The sequence below is a fragment of the Janthinobacterium sp. SUN026 genome (assembly GCF_030397625.1).
GTDB classification, from domain to species: Bacteria; Pseudomonadota; Gammaproteobacteria; order Burkholderiales; family Burkholderiaceae_D; genus Janthinobacterium; species Janthinobacterium kumbetense.
Genome location: NZ_JAPQNU010000004.1, coordinates 100,397 through 115,578, shown reverse-complemented (window position 1 = coordinate 115,578; position 15,182 = coordinate 100,397). Strand labels below are relative to the sequence as shown.

Below are 15,182 nucleotides of genomic sequence, written 5' to 3'. Positions count from 1 at the left end.
CCGGATGTTGTTATTTCCTGGCTGCCTTCCGGGTGGCTCGGGTATGAATGAATGAAAAGAGTAAAAAATGCGCTCCCATCCTGCGAATGAGAATAAGAATCGTTCTTATTGTAATGCCATACTAGCAAGAAGGAAAGTGCTGGAAGGAAATAAAACACCGTTACGCTGTGCGCATGGCAGGTACAAGCGTGACAAATTGTTACCCGCGCTGGCATCTGGCGCGGCGTGTGCCAATAATGAAAGTTGCGATGGATGCTTGGGAGGCGGCATGAAGAGGCTGGCAAAAATGATATCGGCACTGGCATGCGCCGTGCTGCTCGCTGGCGGCCATGCCCGGGCGCAGGAGCAGGCGGCGCCTGCCGAGTCCTTGACTGAGCCTTTGCCCGTGTGCCAGCTCGACCCGCGCGACAGCGGTAAGCTGGCGGTGGAGCCGTGCCGCCCGGCGCCGCCCGTGCAGCCGCGCCGTTCCGTGGCGCAGGTGATCGGCCGCATGCCGGCGCAGCCTGCGTCACCGGTCGTGCCCATCGCGCCCCTGCCTCCCAGCCCCGCCGTGCCGATGCCGCGCGCGCCGCAGCCCATCGGCTCATGCGATTCAGGCGGTTGCCGCGATGCGGCAGGCGCGCGCTACAACGGCGCGGGCAATGCCACGCTCGATGCCAATGGGCGCATCTGCCACCGCAATGGCGCTTTCATGCAGTGTTTTTAACTTTCTCATTCGCCAGCGCTGCAAGTTTTCGCTCGGTGACCATAAAAATGGCTACAATTGTCGCCGACATTACGTTTACGTAAACGTAATGATGGCATCATGTATCAACCATCAGGCGCCGGGAACACGGCCCTTATCACTCAGGAGATTTCATGCAGATTCAGGACAATGTATTCATCATCACGGGCGGCGCATCGGGTTTGGGCGCGGCCACGGCGCGCATGCTGACGGCGGCCGGCGGCAAGGTTGTGCTGGCCGACGTGCAGGCGGAAGCGGGCCAGGCGCTGGCCGCTGAACTCGGTGGCGTGTTCGTCCAGTGCGACGTGACGTCGGAAGAGGACGGCCTGGCCGTGGTGGCGGCAGCCACGAAGCTGGGCACCTTGTGCGGCTTGGTCAACTGCGCCGGCGTGGCGCCTGCCGTGAAAACCGTGGGCAAGGATGGCCCGCATCCGCTGGCCCTGTTCCAGAAGGTCGTCAACATCAACCTGGTGGGCACCTTCAATATGTGCCGCCTGGCGGCCGACGCCATGGCGAAACAGGATGCGACGGCCGAAGGCGAGCGCGGCATCATCATCAACACGGCTTCCGTGGCGGCCTACGATGGCCAGATCGGCCAGGCCGCGTACGCGTCGTCGAAGGCGGCCGTGGTGGGTCTGACCCTGCCGATGGCGCGCGACCTGTCGCGCAACGGCATTCGCGTGATGACGGTGGCGCCCGGCATTTTCGAAACGCCGATGTTGCTGGGCATGCCGGCCGAAGTGCAGGATGCGCTGGGCAAGATGGTGCCGTTCCCTTCGCGCCTGGGCAAACCCGGCGAATACGCGCAACTGGTGAAAGCCATCGTGGAAAACGTCATGCTCAATGGCGAGACGATACGTTTAGATGGCGCCATCCGCATGCAGCCCAAATAAGCCTAGCGTGATTTGATGTAGGATACCCCCGTATGGGGCGTACAGCCTTGCCTGGCTGTGCGCCCTTTTTTTATCGGAGAATCCATGATCATATTGAAGCCGCTGGCACTGAGCCTGACCTTGCTGGGAGCCCTCGCTGCCAGTCCCGCATTTGCCGAAGTGCCGCAAAAGGCACCGGAAATCGCCACTGCGTATGCGGAAAAATCGGGTTGGGCGGCACAGAAATTCATGGTCGCCGCCGCCAATCCGCTGGCCGCCGATGCCGGCTACCAGATGCTGAAAAAGGGCGGCAGCGCCATCGACGCGGCCATCGCCACGCAGCTGGTGCTCACCCTGGTCGAGCCGCAATCGTCGGGCATCGGCGGCGGCGCCTTTTTGCTGTACTCCACGGCCAAGGGCGTGCAAGCGTTCGACGGACGCGAAACGGCGCCTGCCAGCGCCGATGAACACCTGTTCCAGAATGCCGACGGCAGTCCCGTCTCGCGCGCCACGGGCGTGGTGGGCGGGCGTTCCGTGGGCGCGCCGGGCGTGCTGCGCATGCTGGAACTGGCGCACAAGGAGCACGGCAAGCTGCCGTGGGCGACCCTGTTCGGCCCCGCCATCAAGCTGGCGCACGGCGGCTTTCCCGTCAGCCAGCGCCTCAACGGCCTGCTGAACTGGGACCAGGCCCTGAAGCGCGACCCTGTCGCCGCCGCGTATTTCTATGACCCGGACGGCAAGGCCTGGCCCGTCGGCCACGTGCTGAAAAACCCGCAGCTGGCGCGCACCCTGCGCGAGATCGCCCGTGGCGGCGCCGACGCGTTTTACAACGGCCGCATCGCGCGCGACATCGCCGCCAAGGTGGCGGCGCATCCGACCAATCCGGGCAAGCTGACGGCGCAGGATATCGCCGGCTACCGCGCCAAGGTGCGCGAACCCGTCTGCAGCGATTACAAGGCCTGGACCGTGTGCGGCATGCCGCCGCCATCGTCGGGCGGCATCGCCATCGCGCAGATGCTGGGCATGCTGGAAGTGAAGGATATCCGGCCGTATGCGCCCGTCGACGGTGTGCTCGATGCGCGGGCGATCCACCTGTTCTCGGAAGCGGGGCGCCTGGCTTACGCGGACCGCAACCGCTACGTGGCCGACACGGACTTCGTGCCGCTGCCGGGCAATGGCGTCGCTTCGATGCTCGATAAAACCTACCTGGCGCAGCGCGCCTCGCTGATCGGCGAGAAATCCATGGGCCGCGCCTTGCCTGGCACGCCGCCGGGCATGCAGGTGGCGTGGGGCATGGACAACGCCTTGCAGCGTCCGTCGACGTCGCACCTGGTGGCGGTGGATGCTTTTGGGGGCGGCCTGTCGATGACCACCAGCGTGGAAGACGCGTTCGGTTCGCGCCAGATGGTCGACGGCTTTTTGCTGAATAACCAGCTGACGGATTTTTCGTTCGATTCGCGCGATGCGGACGGCCCCATCGCCAACCGGGTCGAAGCGGGCAAGCGTCCGCGCAGCGCCATGTCGCCCACCCTCGTGTTCGAGAAGGGCACGCACAAGCTGGTGCTGGCGACGGGTTCGCCCGGCGGTTCATCCATCATCAACTATGTCGCCAAGGTGCTGGTCGGCACCATGGACTGGGGCTTGAACGTACAGCAAGCCATCAGCCTGCCGAACTTCGGCAGCCGCAATGGCCCGACGGAGCTGGAAAAGGGCCGCGCGCCTGTCGCGCAAGTCGAGGCGCTGCAGGCGATGGGCCACGAGGTGCGCGTGATCGAACAGAATTCCGGCCTACAGGGCATCATGCGGCTGAATGCGCACGGCAAGGATTTCTGGTTTGGCGGTGCCGATCCGCGTCGTGAAGGCATGGTCAAGGGAGATTGAAACTTTTCCACAAAGTATCAAGACCCTGCTAATCTGCCGGCATGGGAATGCAAAATAAAACAGGCTTGATACTCACGGGAGGAGGCGCCCGTGCCGCCTACCAGGTGGGCGTGCTGCAGGCGATTTCGGCGATTTTGTGGGAAGCGGGCTGGGCGCCGGCGCGCAACCCGTTCGACATCATCTGCGGCACCTCGGCCGGCGCCATCAACGCCACGGCGCTGGCCTGCCGTGCCGACAACTTCGGCGAAGGCGTGCAAAAGCTGCTCGACGTGTGGCAGCACATCGAAGTCGAGCAAGTCTACCGGGCCGATTCGCTGGGCGTGATCCGCTCGGGCGCGCGCTGGCTGTCGTTGCTGTCGTTCGGCTGGCTGCTGCGCCAGTGGCACGCGTCGCCGCCCAGTTCCCTGCTCGACAATACGCCGCTGGTCAGCCTGCTGCACCGCATGCTCGACCTGCCGCGCCTGGACGCGGCCCTGGCCGACGGCCTGCTGCATGCGCTGGCCGTGACGGCGTCGTCGTACTCGGGCAGCCGCCACATGACGTTTTACCAGACGGCCGAGGATATCGCGCCCTGGGTGCGCACGCAGCGCCTGGCCCTGCCGGACCAGATCGGCGTGGAGCACTTGCTCGCCTCGGCCGCCATCCCCTTCATCTTTCCCGCCGTGCCCCTCTACGTGGGCGGCCAGCGCGAGTATTGCGGCGACGGTTCCATGCGCCAGCTGGCGCCGATCTCGCCGGCGATCCACCTGGGCGCGAACAAGGTGCTGGTGGTGGGGGCGGGACGCATGACGGAACCGGCGCCCGCCGCGTCCGAAGCGGCACGCTACCCGAGCCTGGCGCAGATTGCCGGCCACGCGCTGTCGTCGATCTTCCTCGACGGCCTGGCCGTCGACATCGAGCGCCTGAACCGCATCAACCTGACCCTGTCGATGTTGCCGCCCGAATTGCTGGGCAAGACGGCCTTGCGGCCTGTGGAGTTGCTGGTCATCGCGCCGTCCGAGCGGCTCGACGCCATCGCCAGCCGGCATATCGGCAGTTTGCCCCGCCCCATCCGCACCATGTTGTCGGGTATCGGCGCGGCCGAAGCGCGCGGCGCGGCGCTGGCATCGTATTTATTGTTCGAATCGACGTATACTAACGAGCTGATCCGTCTTGGACAGCGCGATACGCAAGCCCGCAAGGATGATGTCCTGGCGTTCTTTGGTTCCTGAGACGGCCCCTGGAGCGGTGTGCGGGTTTTTCGCGTTTTTTTTGACAGGACGATTGTGCTGGTATTTCGACGTGTTTGCGATGTTGCTTTACTGTTAATTCTGCTGCTGGGCGTCCCGGCCGCGGCGGCGCCTGCGCCCACCCTGCGTTTCGACCAGCTCAGCGTCGATCAGGGACTGGCGCAGGAATCGGTGCTGGCCATCGCCCAGGACCGGCAGGGCTATATGTGGTTCGGCAGCCAGTCTGGCCTGAGCCGCTACGATGGCTACCGCATGGTCGTCTACAAGAATATCGAGGGCGACAAGACCAGCCTGGCCGACAATTGGGTGGGCGAGCTGCATGTCGATAGCCAGGGCCAGCTGTGGGTCGGCACCGACAATGGCCTGGACCGCTTCGACGCCGCCAGCCAGACCTTCATCCATTACGTCCCGGCTGAAAAGAGCAAGCGCGGCAACGGCAACCGGCATATCCACGCCATCCTCGACGATGGCGCGCGCGGCTTCTGGATCGCCACCTCGGACGGCTTGCAGCATTTCGACCCGGCCACGGGCACCTTCCGCACCTGGCACCATGAAGAGGGCAACCCGCACAGCCTGGGCGACAATGAAATCAAGGCGCTGGCGCTGGACGCGCAACAGCGCCTGTGGATCGGCACGGTAACGGGCCTGGACATGCTGGCGCCGGGCAGCGAGCGCTTCGAGCATTTTGCCGTCGATACGGAGCCTGGCTCGAAATACAACGTGATCCAGTCGCTGCTGATCGACCGCCAGCAGAACCTGTGGATCGGCACCATGGCCGGCGCCGAGCGCTGGCGCCTGGGCGGCGCCGGACAGCCGCCGCAGGCGCGCGTGCGCTTCGGCGAGAAGCATGGCTTTTCCGCCATCCGCGTCGCCAGCCTGTACCAGGATGTCGACGCCACTGTCTGGCTGGGCAGCAATGCCGATGGCCTGTTCCGCTGGCTGCCCGCGAGCGACACCTTCCTGCAATACCGGCACCAGACGGGCGACAAATTCAGCGTCGCCGACAACCAGCTGTCGTCCTTGTACCGCGACCGCGCCGGTACCTTCTGGGTCGGCTCCTGGTACAGCGGCGTGAGCCGGGTCGACCTGGGCAGTGGCGGCTTTTCGCGCATGGCGCGCGCGCCCGGCGACGTGGGCGCGCTGGCGGACAAGAAGGTGCGCGCCGTGGCCGATGCGGGCGATGGCAAGCTGTGGCTGGCCACCAAGGGCGGCCTGAAACTGTACGACACGCGCGACGGCAGCTCGCGGCTGTTCGACTTGCGCAGCTCGCCTGGCATGTCGCGCGACGAGCAGGTCACGACGCTGTACAAGGCGCCGGACGGCGTGCTGTGGGTGGGCGGCTCGACGGGCTTGCACCGCTTCGATCCGGCCCTCGGGCGTTTTTTTACCATGCGCTTTGCCGCCGGCGACCCGAACAGCGACACGATCCGCAATATCGTGAGCGACCGCAGCGGCATGCTGTGGGTCTCGACGCGGGGCGGCGTGCACCGTTTCGACCCCGTCAGCCGCCGCTTTACCACCTACCGCCACGACCCGGCCAACCCGAACAGCCTGTCCGACAACATGGTGCGGCCCGTGCTGGAAGACGGCAAGGGGCGCTTGTGGATCGGTTCCTTCCACGGCCTGGACTTGCTGGACCGCGCCAGCGGCCACTTTCGCCATTTCCGCCACGATCCGCAAAACCCGCATAGCCTGAGCCACGACGAGGTGCACTACCTGCACGAAGACAAGCGCGGCGTGCTGTGGGTGGGCACGGCCAATGGCTTGAACCGCATGGACGTCGACGCCAAGGGCGAGATCCGCTTCCGGCGCTTCGTGCGCAAGGATGGCATGGCCGACGACGCCGTCGCCAGCATCCTCGGCGACGACAACGAGCAGCTGTGGCTGAGCACGAACAGCGGCATCACGCGGCTCGACATGCGCAGCGGCCTGTTCCGCAATTACGACAGCGCCGATGGCACGGTGGAAGGCTCGTACTTCGATGGCGCGGCCCTGCGCGCGGCCGATGGCACCATGTATTTCGGCGGCTTCAACGGCATGACGGCGTTTGTGCCGGAGGATATCCACGACAACCGCGTGCCGCCGCTGGTGGCCATCACGGAGCTGCAGATATTCAACAAGCCGGTGGCCATCGGCCGCGGCGAGTTCGCGCACGTGCTCAAGGCGGCGATCGACCATACGCGCAACCTGGTGCTGACCAGCCGCGAAAGCGTCTTTTCGCTGGAATTCGCGGCCCTGCATTTCGCCGCGCCCCAGCGCAATATGTTCGCCTACCGGCTCGAAGGCTTCGACCAGGACTGGGTCATGACGGATGCGGGGCGGCGCTTTGCCACCTATACCAACCTCGATGCCGGCAACTACGTGTTTCGCGTCAAGGCGGCCAACAAGGACGGCGTGTGGAACGAGAGCGGCGCCACCCTGGCCATCACGATCCTGCCGCCGTTCTGGAAAACCTGGTGGTTCCGCACCCTGATGGCGGCGCTGCTGCTGGGCGTCATCTATGGCGCGTACCGCCAGCGCGTGCGCGCGCTGCGGCATCAGCAGAATGAATTGGAAAAGCAGGTCAGCGAACGCACGGCGGAGTTGCAGAGCAAGGAAATCGAAGTGCTGGCCCAGTCGGAAAAGCTGGCGCAAGTCAACAGCAGTTTGACGAAAAACGAGGAAAGCCTGCGCCAGGCCAAGCGCAAGGCCGAGGATGCGACGCGCCAGAAGTCGGAATTCCTGGCCAACATGAGCCACGAGATGCGCACGCCCCTGGCCGGCGTGATCGGCATGCTGGGCTTTGCTTTGCGCGACGAGCAGCTGCACGACGCCACGCGTGAGCAGATCCTGCGCGGCCAGGCCAACGCCCAGTCGCTGCTGGTGATCATCAATGACTTGCTCGATTTTTCCAAGATCGAGGCGGGCAAGCTGAGTATCGAAAACATTGACTTCGCGCTCGGCGCGGCGATCGAGACGGTCGTCACCCTGTTCGAGGAGCAGGCGGCCGCGCGCAGCATCGGTTTCGCCATCGATTTCGCGCCCGACCTGCCGCCCTTCGTGGTGGGCGACCCGACCCGCTTGCGCCAGGTGCTGGTCAACCTGGTCGGCAATGCCTTCAAGTTCACCCAGCGCGGCGGCGTCAGCGTGAGCGTCGAGCGGGCCGGCGTGGCCAGCGGCAGCGGCGGACGCAAGGTCAACCTGATCCGCTTTACCGTCAGCGACAGCGGCATCGGCATCGATGCCGATGCCATGGCGCGCCTGTTCCAGAAATTCGAGCAGGCTGACGCCAGCACCACGCGGCGCTACGGCGGCACGGGACTGGGCCTGGCGATCTGCCGCCAGCTGGTCGAACTGATGGATGGCCAGATCGAGGTGGCCAGCACGCCGGGGCAGGGCAGTACCTTTGCCTTCACCTTGCCGCTGGCCGATGGCGTGGCGCCGCCGCTGGTGCCGCAGGTGGCGCTGGCGCCGCACAGCCACCAGTTGCGCGTGCTGTGCGCGGAAGACTTCCCCACCAACCAGATCATCATTCGCGTCATGCTCGAAGAGCTGGGGCACCGGGTCGACGTGGTCGCCAACGGCGTGCTGGCGGTGGCGGCCTGCGTGCATACGCGCTATGACCTGATCTTGATGGACGGGCGCATGCCGGAGATGGACGGCGCCACGGCGACGCGCCTGATCCGCGTGGGCGGCTGGCCGGACCAGCCCGTGCGCGACCAGGAATTGATGATCGTGGCCCTGACGGCGAACGCCAGCGAAGAAGACCGCAGCCGCTATCTTGGCGTCGGCATGGATGATTTCCTCAGCAAACCCGTCGATGAGGCGGTGCTGCATGGCTTGCTGGCGCGCGCCATCGAGCGCCAGCTGCAGCGCGGTTTCATGTTGCCGCGCATGCCGTCGAACGCGCCGCGCGGCACGGCGCGGGGACAGGCCGAACTCGACGCCCTGTTCGGCATCGCGCCGGCAGTTCCTGTCGCGGCGCCTTCCCAGTCCATCCGCAGCGGCGAACTGCAACGGCGCATCCGCGTCGCCTTCGTCGCCGACCTGGAAGGGCGTTTGCGTGAACTCGACGACGCCCTGGCGGCGCAGGACAAGGACAACGCCGGGCGCCTGCTGCACGGTTTGAAGGGCAGCGCCGCCTATCTCGATGAAACACAGCTGCACATGCTGTGCACGGAAATGGAGGAAGCGGCGGACGGCGGGCGCTGGACGCAGGTGTCCCTGCATTTGCCGCAATTGCGCGCACTGTTGGCGCAAATAGCCGTTTCGGGCAAGGAAATGTAAAATAGGCAATGCCGGCCATGGAGCGCGCGGCGAAACTGGGTAGAATACGGCCAGGCACCGAGACGCTGCCGCCAATGGAGAAAGCAATGAAAGTACTGGTGGTTGACGATGATGTCGTGTCGCGCATGGTATTGATGCATTTGATCGACAGCTGCGGCGTGCACGATATCGTGGAAGCCGAAGATGGCGCGGCGGCGTGGGAACAGCTCGAAGGCGGCTTGCGCCCGTCGCTGTGCTTCTGCGACCTGCGCATGCCGCGCCTGTCCGGCATGGAGCTGCTGCAGAAAATCCGCTCCGACAGCGCGCTCGATGCCATGCCGCTGGTGCTGGTGTCGTCGGCCAATGACCAGGACACGGTGCGCGACGCCGTGCAGGCCGGCGCCGCCGGCTACATCGTCAAGCCTTTCCAGCCGGAGCAGGTGCGCCAGCATATCGACGCCTGCTTCGACGTCTCGGCCTTGCCGGCCGAGGCGCCGCGCGACACCTTGCAGCGGCTGGGCATCGACAGCGAACGCCTGCTGGCGTATCTGACGGGCTTCCAGGGACAGATAGTCGCCGCCGGCGAACAGGTCGACGCCTTGCTGGCGCGCGGCGAACCGGCCCAGGCGCGCCAGCAGCTCGAACGGCTGCACCTCGGTTGCCGCACCCTGGGGTTGCATGGCGCGGAAGCCGGGATGATGGCCCTGCTGCAGGCCTCGGTGCTCGACGGCGACCAGATGCAGACGGCGCTGGCCGCGCTGGCGCGCAGCGTGGCGCAGCAGGCGCGCTTGCTGCGGCAACAGGACGGGATCGACTGAATCTGCCGTTTTTCGCTTGCCGGGGAAATACTTTAGGTTTAAAGTATCTGCTTCCGGGCCTTGTGCACGCGCCCGCTACCAGCCAGGATGAGCATGAGCAGCGACCCTTCGCCTACCACCGCATCTCCCCAGGATGACTTTGCGCGCGCGCATTTGCCGCCGCGCGCACTCTGGCCGCAACTGTGCCTTGACTTGCCCGAGCTGCAGTATCCGGCGCGCCTCAATTGCGTCGCCGCGCTGCTCGATGCCGCCGTGGCCAATGGCGGCGGCGGGCGCACCGCCATCCTTGCCGACGGCCAGCGCTGGACTTACGCGCAGCTGGCGCGGCAGGTCGACCGCATCGCCCACGTGCTGCGCAGCGACCTGCGCCTGATCCCCGGCAACCGCGTGCTGCTGCGCGGCGCGAATACTCCCATGATGGCCGCCTGCCTGCTGGCCGTGCTGAAATCCGGCTGCATCGCCGTGCCCACCATGCCGTTGCTGCGCGCGCGTGAACTGTCGACCATCCTGGCCAAGGCGGAAGTGAACGCCGTGCTGTGCGCGCAAGGCTTGCGCGCGGAACTTGACGCGTTAGCGTCCCTGCCGCCCATGCTGTGCTTTGGCGCCGAGGGCGCCGAACTGGAACAGCGCATGGCGGTCCACGATGCGCCCTTTGCCGCATGCGATACGGCGGCCGACGACGTGTGCCTGATCAGCTTTACCTCGGGCACGACGGGCGTCCCCAAAGGCACCATGCACATGCACCGCGACCTGCTGGCCATCTGCGACTGCTTTCCCCGCTCCATGCTGCAGGTGCGCGCCGACGATATCTTCATCGGCACGCCGCCGCTGGCGTTCACCTTCGGCCTCGGCGGCTTGCTGCTGTTCCCCCTGCGCTTTGGCGCTTGCGCCGTGCTGCTGGAAAAACTCACGCCCGAGGGCTTGCTGCGCGCCATTGAGGCCTATCACGCCACCATCTGCTTCACGGCGCCCACCTTTTACCGTCAGATGGCGCCCCTGGCGGCCAGCCACGACCTGCGCAGCCTGCGTTTGTGCGTATCGGCCGGCGAGGCGCTGCCGCTGGCCACGCGCGACGCCTGGCAGGCGGCGACGGGCCTGGCCATGACGGACGGCATCGGCGCCACCGAGATGCTGCACATCTTCATTTCCGCCACGGGCGAGGGCATCCGCCGCGGCGCCATCGGCAAGGCCATCCCCGGCTACCAGGCATGCATCGTCGATGACGCCGGCGTGCCGCAGCCGCCCGGCGTGACGGGCCGCCTGGCCGTGAAAGGCCCTACCGGTTGCCGCTACCTGTCCGACCCGCGCCAGCGCGAGTATGTGCAGAATGGCTGGAACCTGACGGGCGACACCTTCGAGATGGATGCCGACGGCTATTTCTATTACCGCTCGCGCAGCGACGACATGATCGTTTCGGCCGGCTACAACATCGCCGGCCCGGAAGTGGAGGAGGCGCTGCTGCGCCACCCGGCCGTGGCCGAATGCGGCGTAGTCGGACGCGCCGATGCCGAGCGTGGCCAGATCGTCGAAGCGCACGTGGTGCTCAAGGAGGGCTGCCAGGCCAGCGACCTGCTTGCGGCCGAACTGCAGGACTTCGTGCGCCAGCAGATCGCCCCGTATAAATACCCGCGCGCCATCCATTTCCTGCCGTCCCTGCCGCGCACGGAAACGGGCAAGCTGCAGCGCTTCAAACTTCGCACGGACACCCCATGAATATTGTCTGCATCGGCGGCGGTCCCGCCGGCCTGTATTTCAGCCTGCTCATGAAAAAGCAGGACCCCGCGCACCGCATCACCGTCATCGAACGCAACCGCCCCTACGATACCTTTGGCTGGGGCGTCGTGTTTTCCGACCAGACCCTTGGGAACCTGGCCAACGCGGACGAGCCGACGGCGCGCGCCATCCTGCAGGCGTTCAACCACTGGGACGATATCGAGATCCACTTCAAGGGCGAGACCGTGCGCTCCGGCGGCCATGGCTTTTGCGGCATCGGCCGCAAGCGCCTGCTCAACATCCTGCAGGCGCGCTGCGAGGAACTCGGCGTGCAGCTGGTGTTCGAGACGGAAGTGCAGGACGACCAGGCCATCGCGCGCCAGTACGGCGCCGACCTGGTGATCGCCAGCGACGGCTTGAACAGCCGTATCCGCACGCGCTATGCGGCCAGCTACCAGCCCGAGATCGAGCAGCGCCATTGCCGCTTCGTCTGGCTGGGCACGCGCAAGAAATTCGAGGCCTTCACGTTCGCCTTCCGCCAGACGCCGCACGGCTGGTTCCAGGCGCATATCTACCAGTATGACGGTGACACCTCGACCTTCATCGTCGAAACGCCCGAACACGTGTGGCGCGCGGCGGGCCTCGATGCCATGAGCCAGGAAGAGGGCATCGCCTTTTGCGAAGCCCTGTTCGCCGAGGAACTCGATGGCCACGGCTTACTGAGCAATTCGCCGCACCTGCGCGGCTCGGCGCAGTGGATCACCTTCCCCCGCATCGTCTGCCGCCAATGGGTGCACCGCCAGGGTGGCGTGCCCGTCGTGCTGATGGGCGACGCGGCCCACACGGCGCATTACTCCATCGGCTCAGGCACCAAGCTGGCGCTGGAAGACGCGATCGAACTGGCGCGCTGCTTCGGCCAGCATGCCGACGCCGCTGCCGGTACGAATGCTGCGCTGACCGCCTACCAGCAGCTGCGCGCCATCGAGGTGCTCAAGATCCAGAGCGCGGCGCGCAATTCCATGGAGTGGTTTGAAAACGTCGAGCGCTACAGCGCCATGGAAGCGCCGCAGTTCGCCTATTCCATGCTCACGCGCAGCCAGCGCATCTCGCATGAAAACCTGCGCCTGCGCGACCCGGCCTACGTGGCCGATTACGAGCGATGGCTGGCGCGGCGCGCGGGCGAGCAGGCTGGCGTGGCGATGCGGGACGAGGCCTTGCCGCCCATGCTTACGCCATTCCGCTTGCGTGGCGTGCTGCTGAAAAACCGCATCGCCGTCTCGCCGATGGCGCAGTACAGCGCCGTCGATGGCGTGGCGGGCGACTACCATCTGATGCACCTGGGCGCGCGCGCCATGGGCGGCGCGGGGCTGGTATTTGCCGAGATGACGTGCGTGTCGGCCGATGCGCGCATCACGCCCGCCTGCCCGGGCATGTACAGCGAAGCGCACACGCACGCCTGGCGCCGCATCGTCGATGTCGTGCATGCCAACAGCGATGCGAAGATCGCCCTGCAGCTGGGCCACGCGGGGGCGAAAGGCTCGACGCGGCCCATGTGGGATGGCATCGACCTGCCCTTGAAAGAGGGTAACTGGCCGCTGATCTCGGCCTCGGAGCAGCAATACCTGGCTGGCGTGTCGCAGGTGGCGCGTGCGGCCACGGAAAGCGACCTGGCGCGCATCGAGCAGGATTTCGTGCGCGCCACCCTGGCGGCGGCCGTCGCCGGTTTCGACTGGCTGGAGCTGCATTGTGCGCACGGCTATTTGCTGTCGAGTTTTATCTCGCCGCTGACCAACCGCCGCACGGATGAATATGGCGGCAGCCTGGAAAACCGCTGCCGCTATCCGCTGCGCGTATTTCGCGCCATGCGGGCCGCCTGGCCGCAGGATAAACCCATGAGCGTGCGCATCTCGGCCCACGACTGGGTAGAAGGCGGCATCACGCCCGACGACGCCGTCGTCATCGCGCGCCTGTTCAAGCAGGCGCGCGCCGACTTGATCGACTGCTCCTCGGGTCAGGTCAGCAAGCTCGAACAGCCCGTGTACGGGCGCATGTTCCAGGCGCCGTTCGCCGACCGCGTGCGCAACGAGGCGGGCATCGCCAGCATGGCCGTCGGCTCGATTTTTGAAGCCGACCACGCCAACAGCATCATCGCCGCCGGGCGCGCCGACCTGTGCGCCGTGGGCCGGCCGCACCTGGCCAACCCCGCCTGGACCCTGATGGAGACGGCGCGCATCGGCTACAGCGGCGCCGGAGCTGTCTGGCCGAAACAGTACCGGCCGGGCCAGCAGCAGCTGGAACGCAATCTGCAGCGCGAGCGCCAGCTGGCGGCCGCCAATACGGGTCTCACCCCGCAACAGGTAGCCGCACGGCTGCTGGAAGGATGACATGAAGACGCAAGCGATAATCGACAGGCACGCGCTGGTGACGGGCGCCGGCAGCGGCATCGGGCTCGCTTGCGCGCGCGCCTTGCTCGATGCGGGCGCCCGGGTCACCCTGGCCGGGCGTGACGGCGCGCGGCTGGCGCGTGCGCGCATGCAGCTGGAAGAGGAGGGCCATGCGGGCAGGGTGGCCATCTGCGTGCTCGATGTGGCCGTGGAAGCGTCCGTGCAGGCGGGTTTCGCGCAGGCCGCCGCGCATTTCGGCCGCATCGATATCTTGATCAATAACGCGGGCCAGGCGCATGCGGCGCCTTTCGGCAAGACGGACGCCGCCATCTGGCAGCAGATGCTGGCCGTGAACCTGACGGGCGTGTTCCACTGCTGCCAGGCGGCCATGCCGGGCATGCTGGAAGCGGGCTGGGGACGCATCGTCAACGTGGCGTCGACGGCGGGCTTGAAAGGCTACCGCTACGTCAGCGCCTATGTCGCCGCCAAGCATGGCGTGATTGGCCTGACGCGCGCGCTGGCGCTGGAAGTGGCGCCGCGCGGCGTCACCGTCAACGCCGTCTGCCCCGGCTACACGGAAACGGACATGGTGGCCCAGGCCGTGCAGAATATCGTGCGCAAGACGGGGCGCGGCGAAGATGCGGCGCGCGCGGAACTGGCGGCCAGCAATCCGCAGCAGCGGCTGGTGCAGCCGCGCGAAGTGGCCGATGCGGTGGCGTGGCTATGCATGCCCGCGTCGGCCGCCATGAATGGACAATCGATCGCCGTCGCCGGCGGTGAAGTCATGTAACGGAATGAAGACCATGGATAAAGAACCCGACAATGTGCAGGACGAACCCGTGCTGGATCTGGCCAGCCGGTTGACGCAGGACCACCACCAGTCGCTCAAGCTGTGGCTGCGCATGCTCTCGTGCACGGTCAAGATCGAAAACAAGGTGCGCACGCGCCTGCGCGCCACCTTCGGCATCACCTTGCCCCGCTTCGACTTGATGGCGCAGCTGGAACGCTTTCCCGAAGGTTTACGCATGGGCGAACTGTCCAAACGCATGATGGTCACGGGCGGCAATATCACGGGCATCACCGACCAGCTGGAGCAGGAAAAACTGGTGGCGCGCGTGGTCGACCCGAAGGACCGCCGCTCGTACAGCGTCAAGCTGACACCGGCGGGCCGGCGCGCGTTCGACGAAATGGCGCGCGTGCACGAAGGCTGGATCGCCGAACTGCTGCACGGCGTGACGCCGGACGACAAAACCCGATTGATCGACCTGCTGTCGCACATGAAGCAGCAGTTGAATAACACCTCCCTAAAGGACTGA

10 protein-coding genes are annotated in these 15,182 nt (G+C 66.1%); all 10 read left to right on the top strand.

Features of this window, described 5'->3' with window-relative positions:
• Positions 1–286 precede the first annotated feature (286 nt).
• The 10 genes from OX459_RS18890 (at position 287) to OX459_RS18845 (ending at position 15,182) form a co-directional block, all read left to right on the top strand.
• The gene (locus tag OX459_RS18890) at positions 287–706 is read left to right on the top strand and encodes a hypothetical protein (RefSeq protein WP_289906169.1); all 420 of its coding nucleotides are present in this window, start codon (positions 287–289) and stop codon (positions 704–706) included.
• Positions 707–858: 152 nt separating this feature from the next.
• Complete coding sequence (locus OX459_RS18885; RefSeq protein ID WP_289906168.1) at positions 859–1,617, top strand: 3-hydroxyacyl-CoA dehydrogenase; 759 nt, start codon at positions 859–861, stop codon at positions 1,615–1,617.
• Between the two features lie 84 nt (positions 1,618–1,701).
• On the top strand, positions 1,702–3,477 hold the full coding sequence (ggt, locus tag OX459_RS18880) for a gamma-glutamyltransferase (RefSeq protein ID WP_289906167.1): 1,776 nt from the start codon (positions 1,702–1,704) through the stop codon (positions 3,475–3,477).
• Positions 3,478–3,518: 41 nt separating this feature from the next.
• A complete protein-coding gene (locus tag OX459_RS18875) occupies positions 3,519–4,688 on the top strand; it encodes a patatin-like phospholipase family protein (RefSeq protein ID WP_034751717.1) in 1,170 nt (389 codons plus the stop codon).
• 54 nt (positions 4,689–4,742) lie between these two features.
• Positions 4,743–8,972 carry a two-component regulator propeller domain-containing protein gene (locus OX459_RS18870; protein ID WP_289906166.1) on the top strand — a complete coding sequence of 1,410 codons (4,230 nt, stop codon included), beginning with the start codon at positions 4,743–4,745 and terminating at the stop codon, positions 8,970–8,972.
• An 86-nt stretch (positions 8,973–9,058) separates the two neighbouring features.
• Positions 9,059–9,769 (top strand): response regulator, encoded by a 711-nt coding sequence (locus OX459_RS18865; protein ID WP_289906165.1) that lies wholly within the window; start codon positions 9,059–9,061, stop codon positions 9,767–9,769.
• A gap of 93 nt (positions 9,770–9,862) precedes the next feature.
• The gene (locus tag OX459_RS18860; RefSeq protein WP_289906164.1) at positions 9,863–11,482 is read left to right on the top strand and encodes an AMP-binding protein; all 1,620 of its coding nucleotides are present in this window, start codon (positions 9,863–9,865) and stop codon (positions 11,480–11,482) included.
• Positions 11,479–13,866 carry a bifunctional salicylyl-CoA 5-hydroxylase/oxidoreductase gene (locus OX459_RS18855; protein ID WP_289906163.1) on the top strand — a complete coding sequence of 796 codons (2,388 nt, stop codon included), beginning with the start codon at positions 11,479–11,481 and terminating at the stop codon, positions 13,864–13,866. Before OX459_RS18860 ends, OX459_RS18855 begins: the two co-directional genes overlap by 4 nt.
• Before the next feature lies 1 nt (position 13,867).
• Positions 13,868–14,656 carry an SDR family NAD(P)-dependent oxidoreductase gene (locus OX459_RS18850; protein WP_289906162.1) on the top strand — a complete coding sequence of 263 codons (789 nt, stop codon included), beginning with the start codon at positions 13,868–13,870 and terminating at the stop codon, positions 14,654–14,656.
• Between the two features lie 13 nt (positions 14,657–14,669).
• On the top strand, positions 14,670–15,182 hold the full coding sequence (locus OX459_RS18845; protein WP_289906161.1) for a MarR family transcriptional regulator: 513 nt from the start codon (positions 14,670–14,672) through the stop codon (positions 15,180–15,182).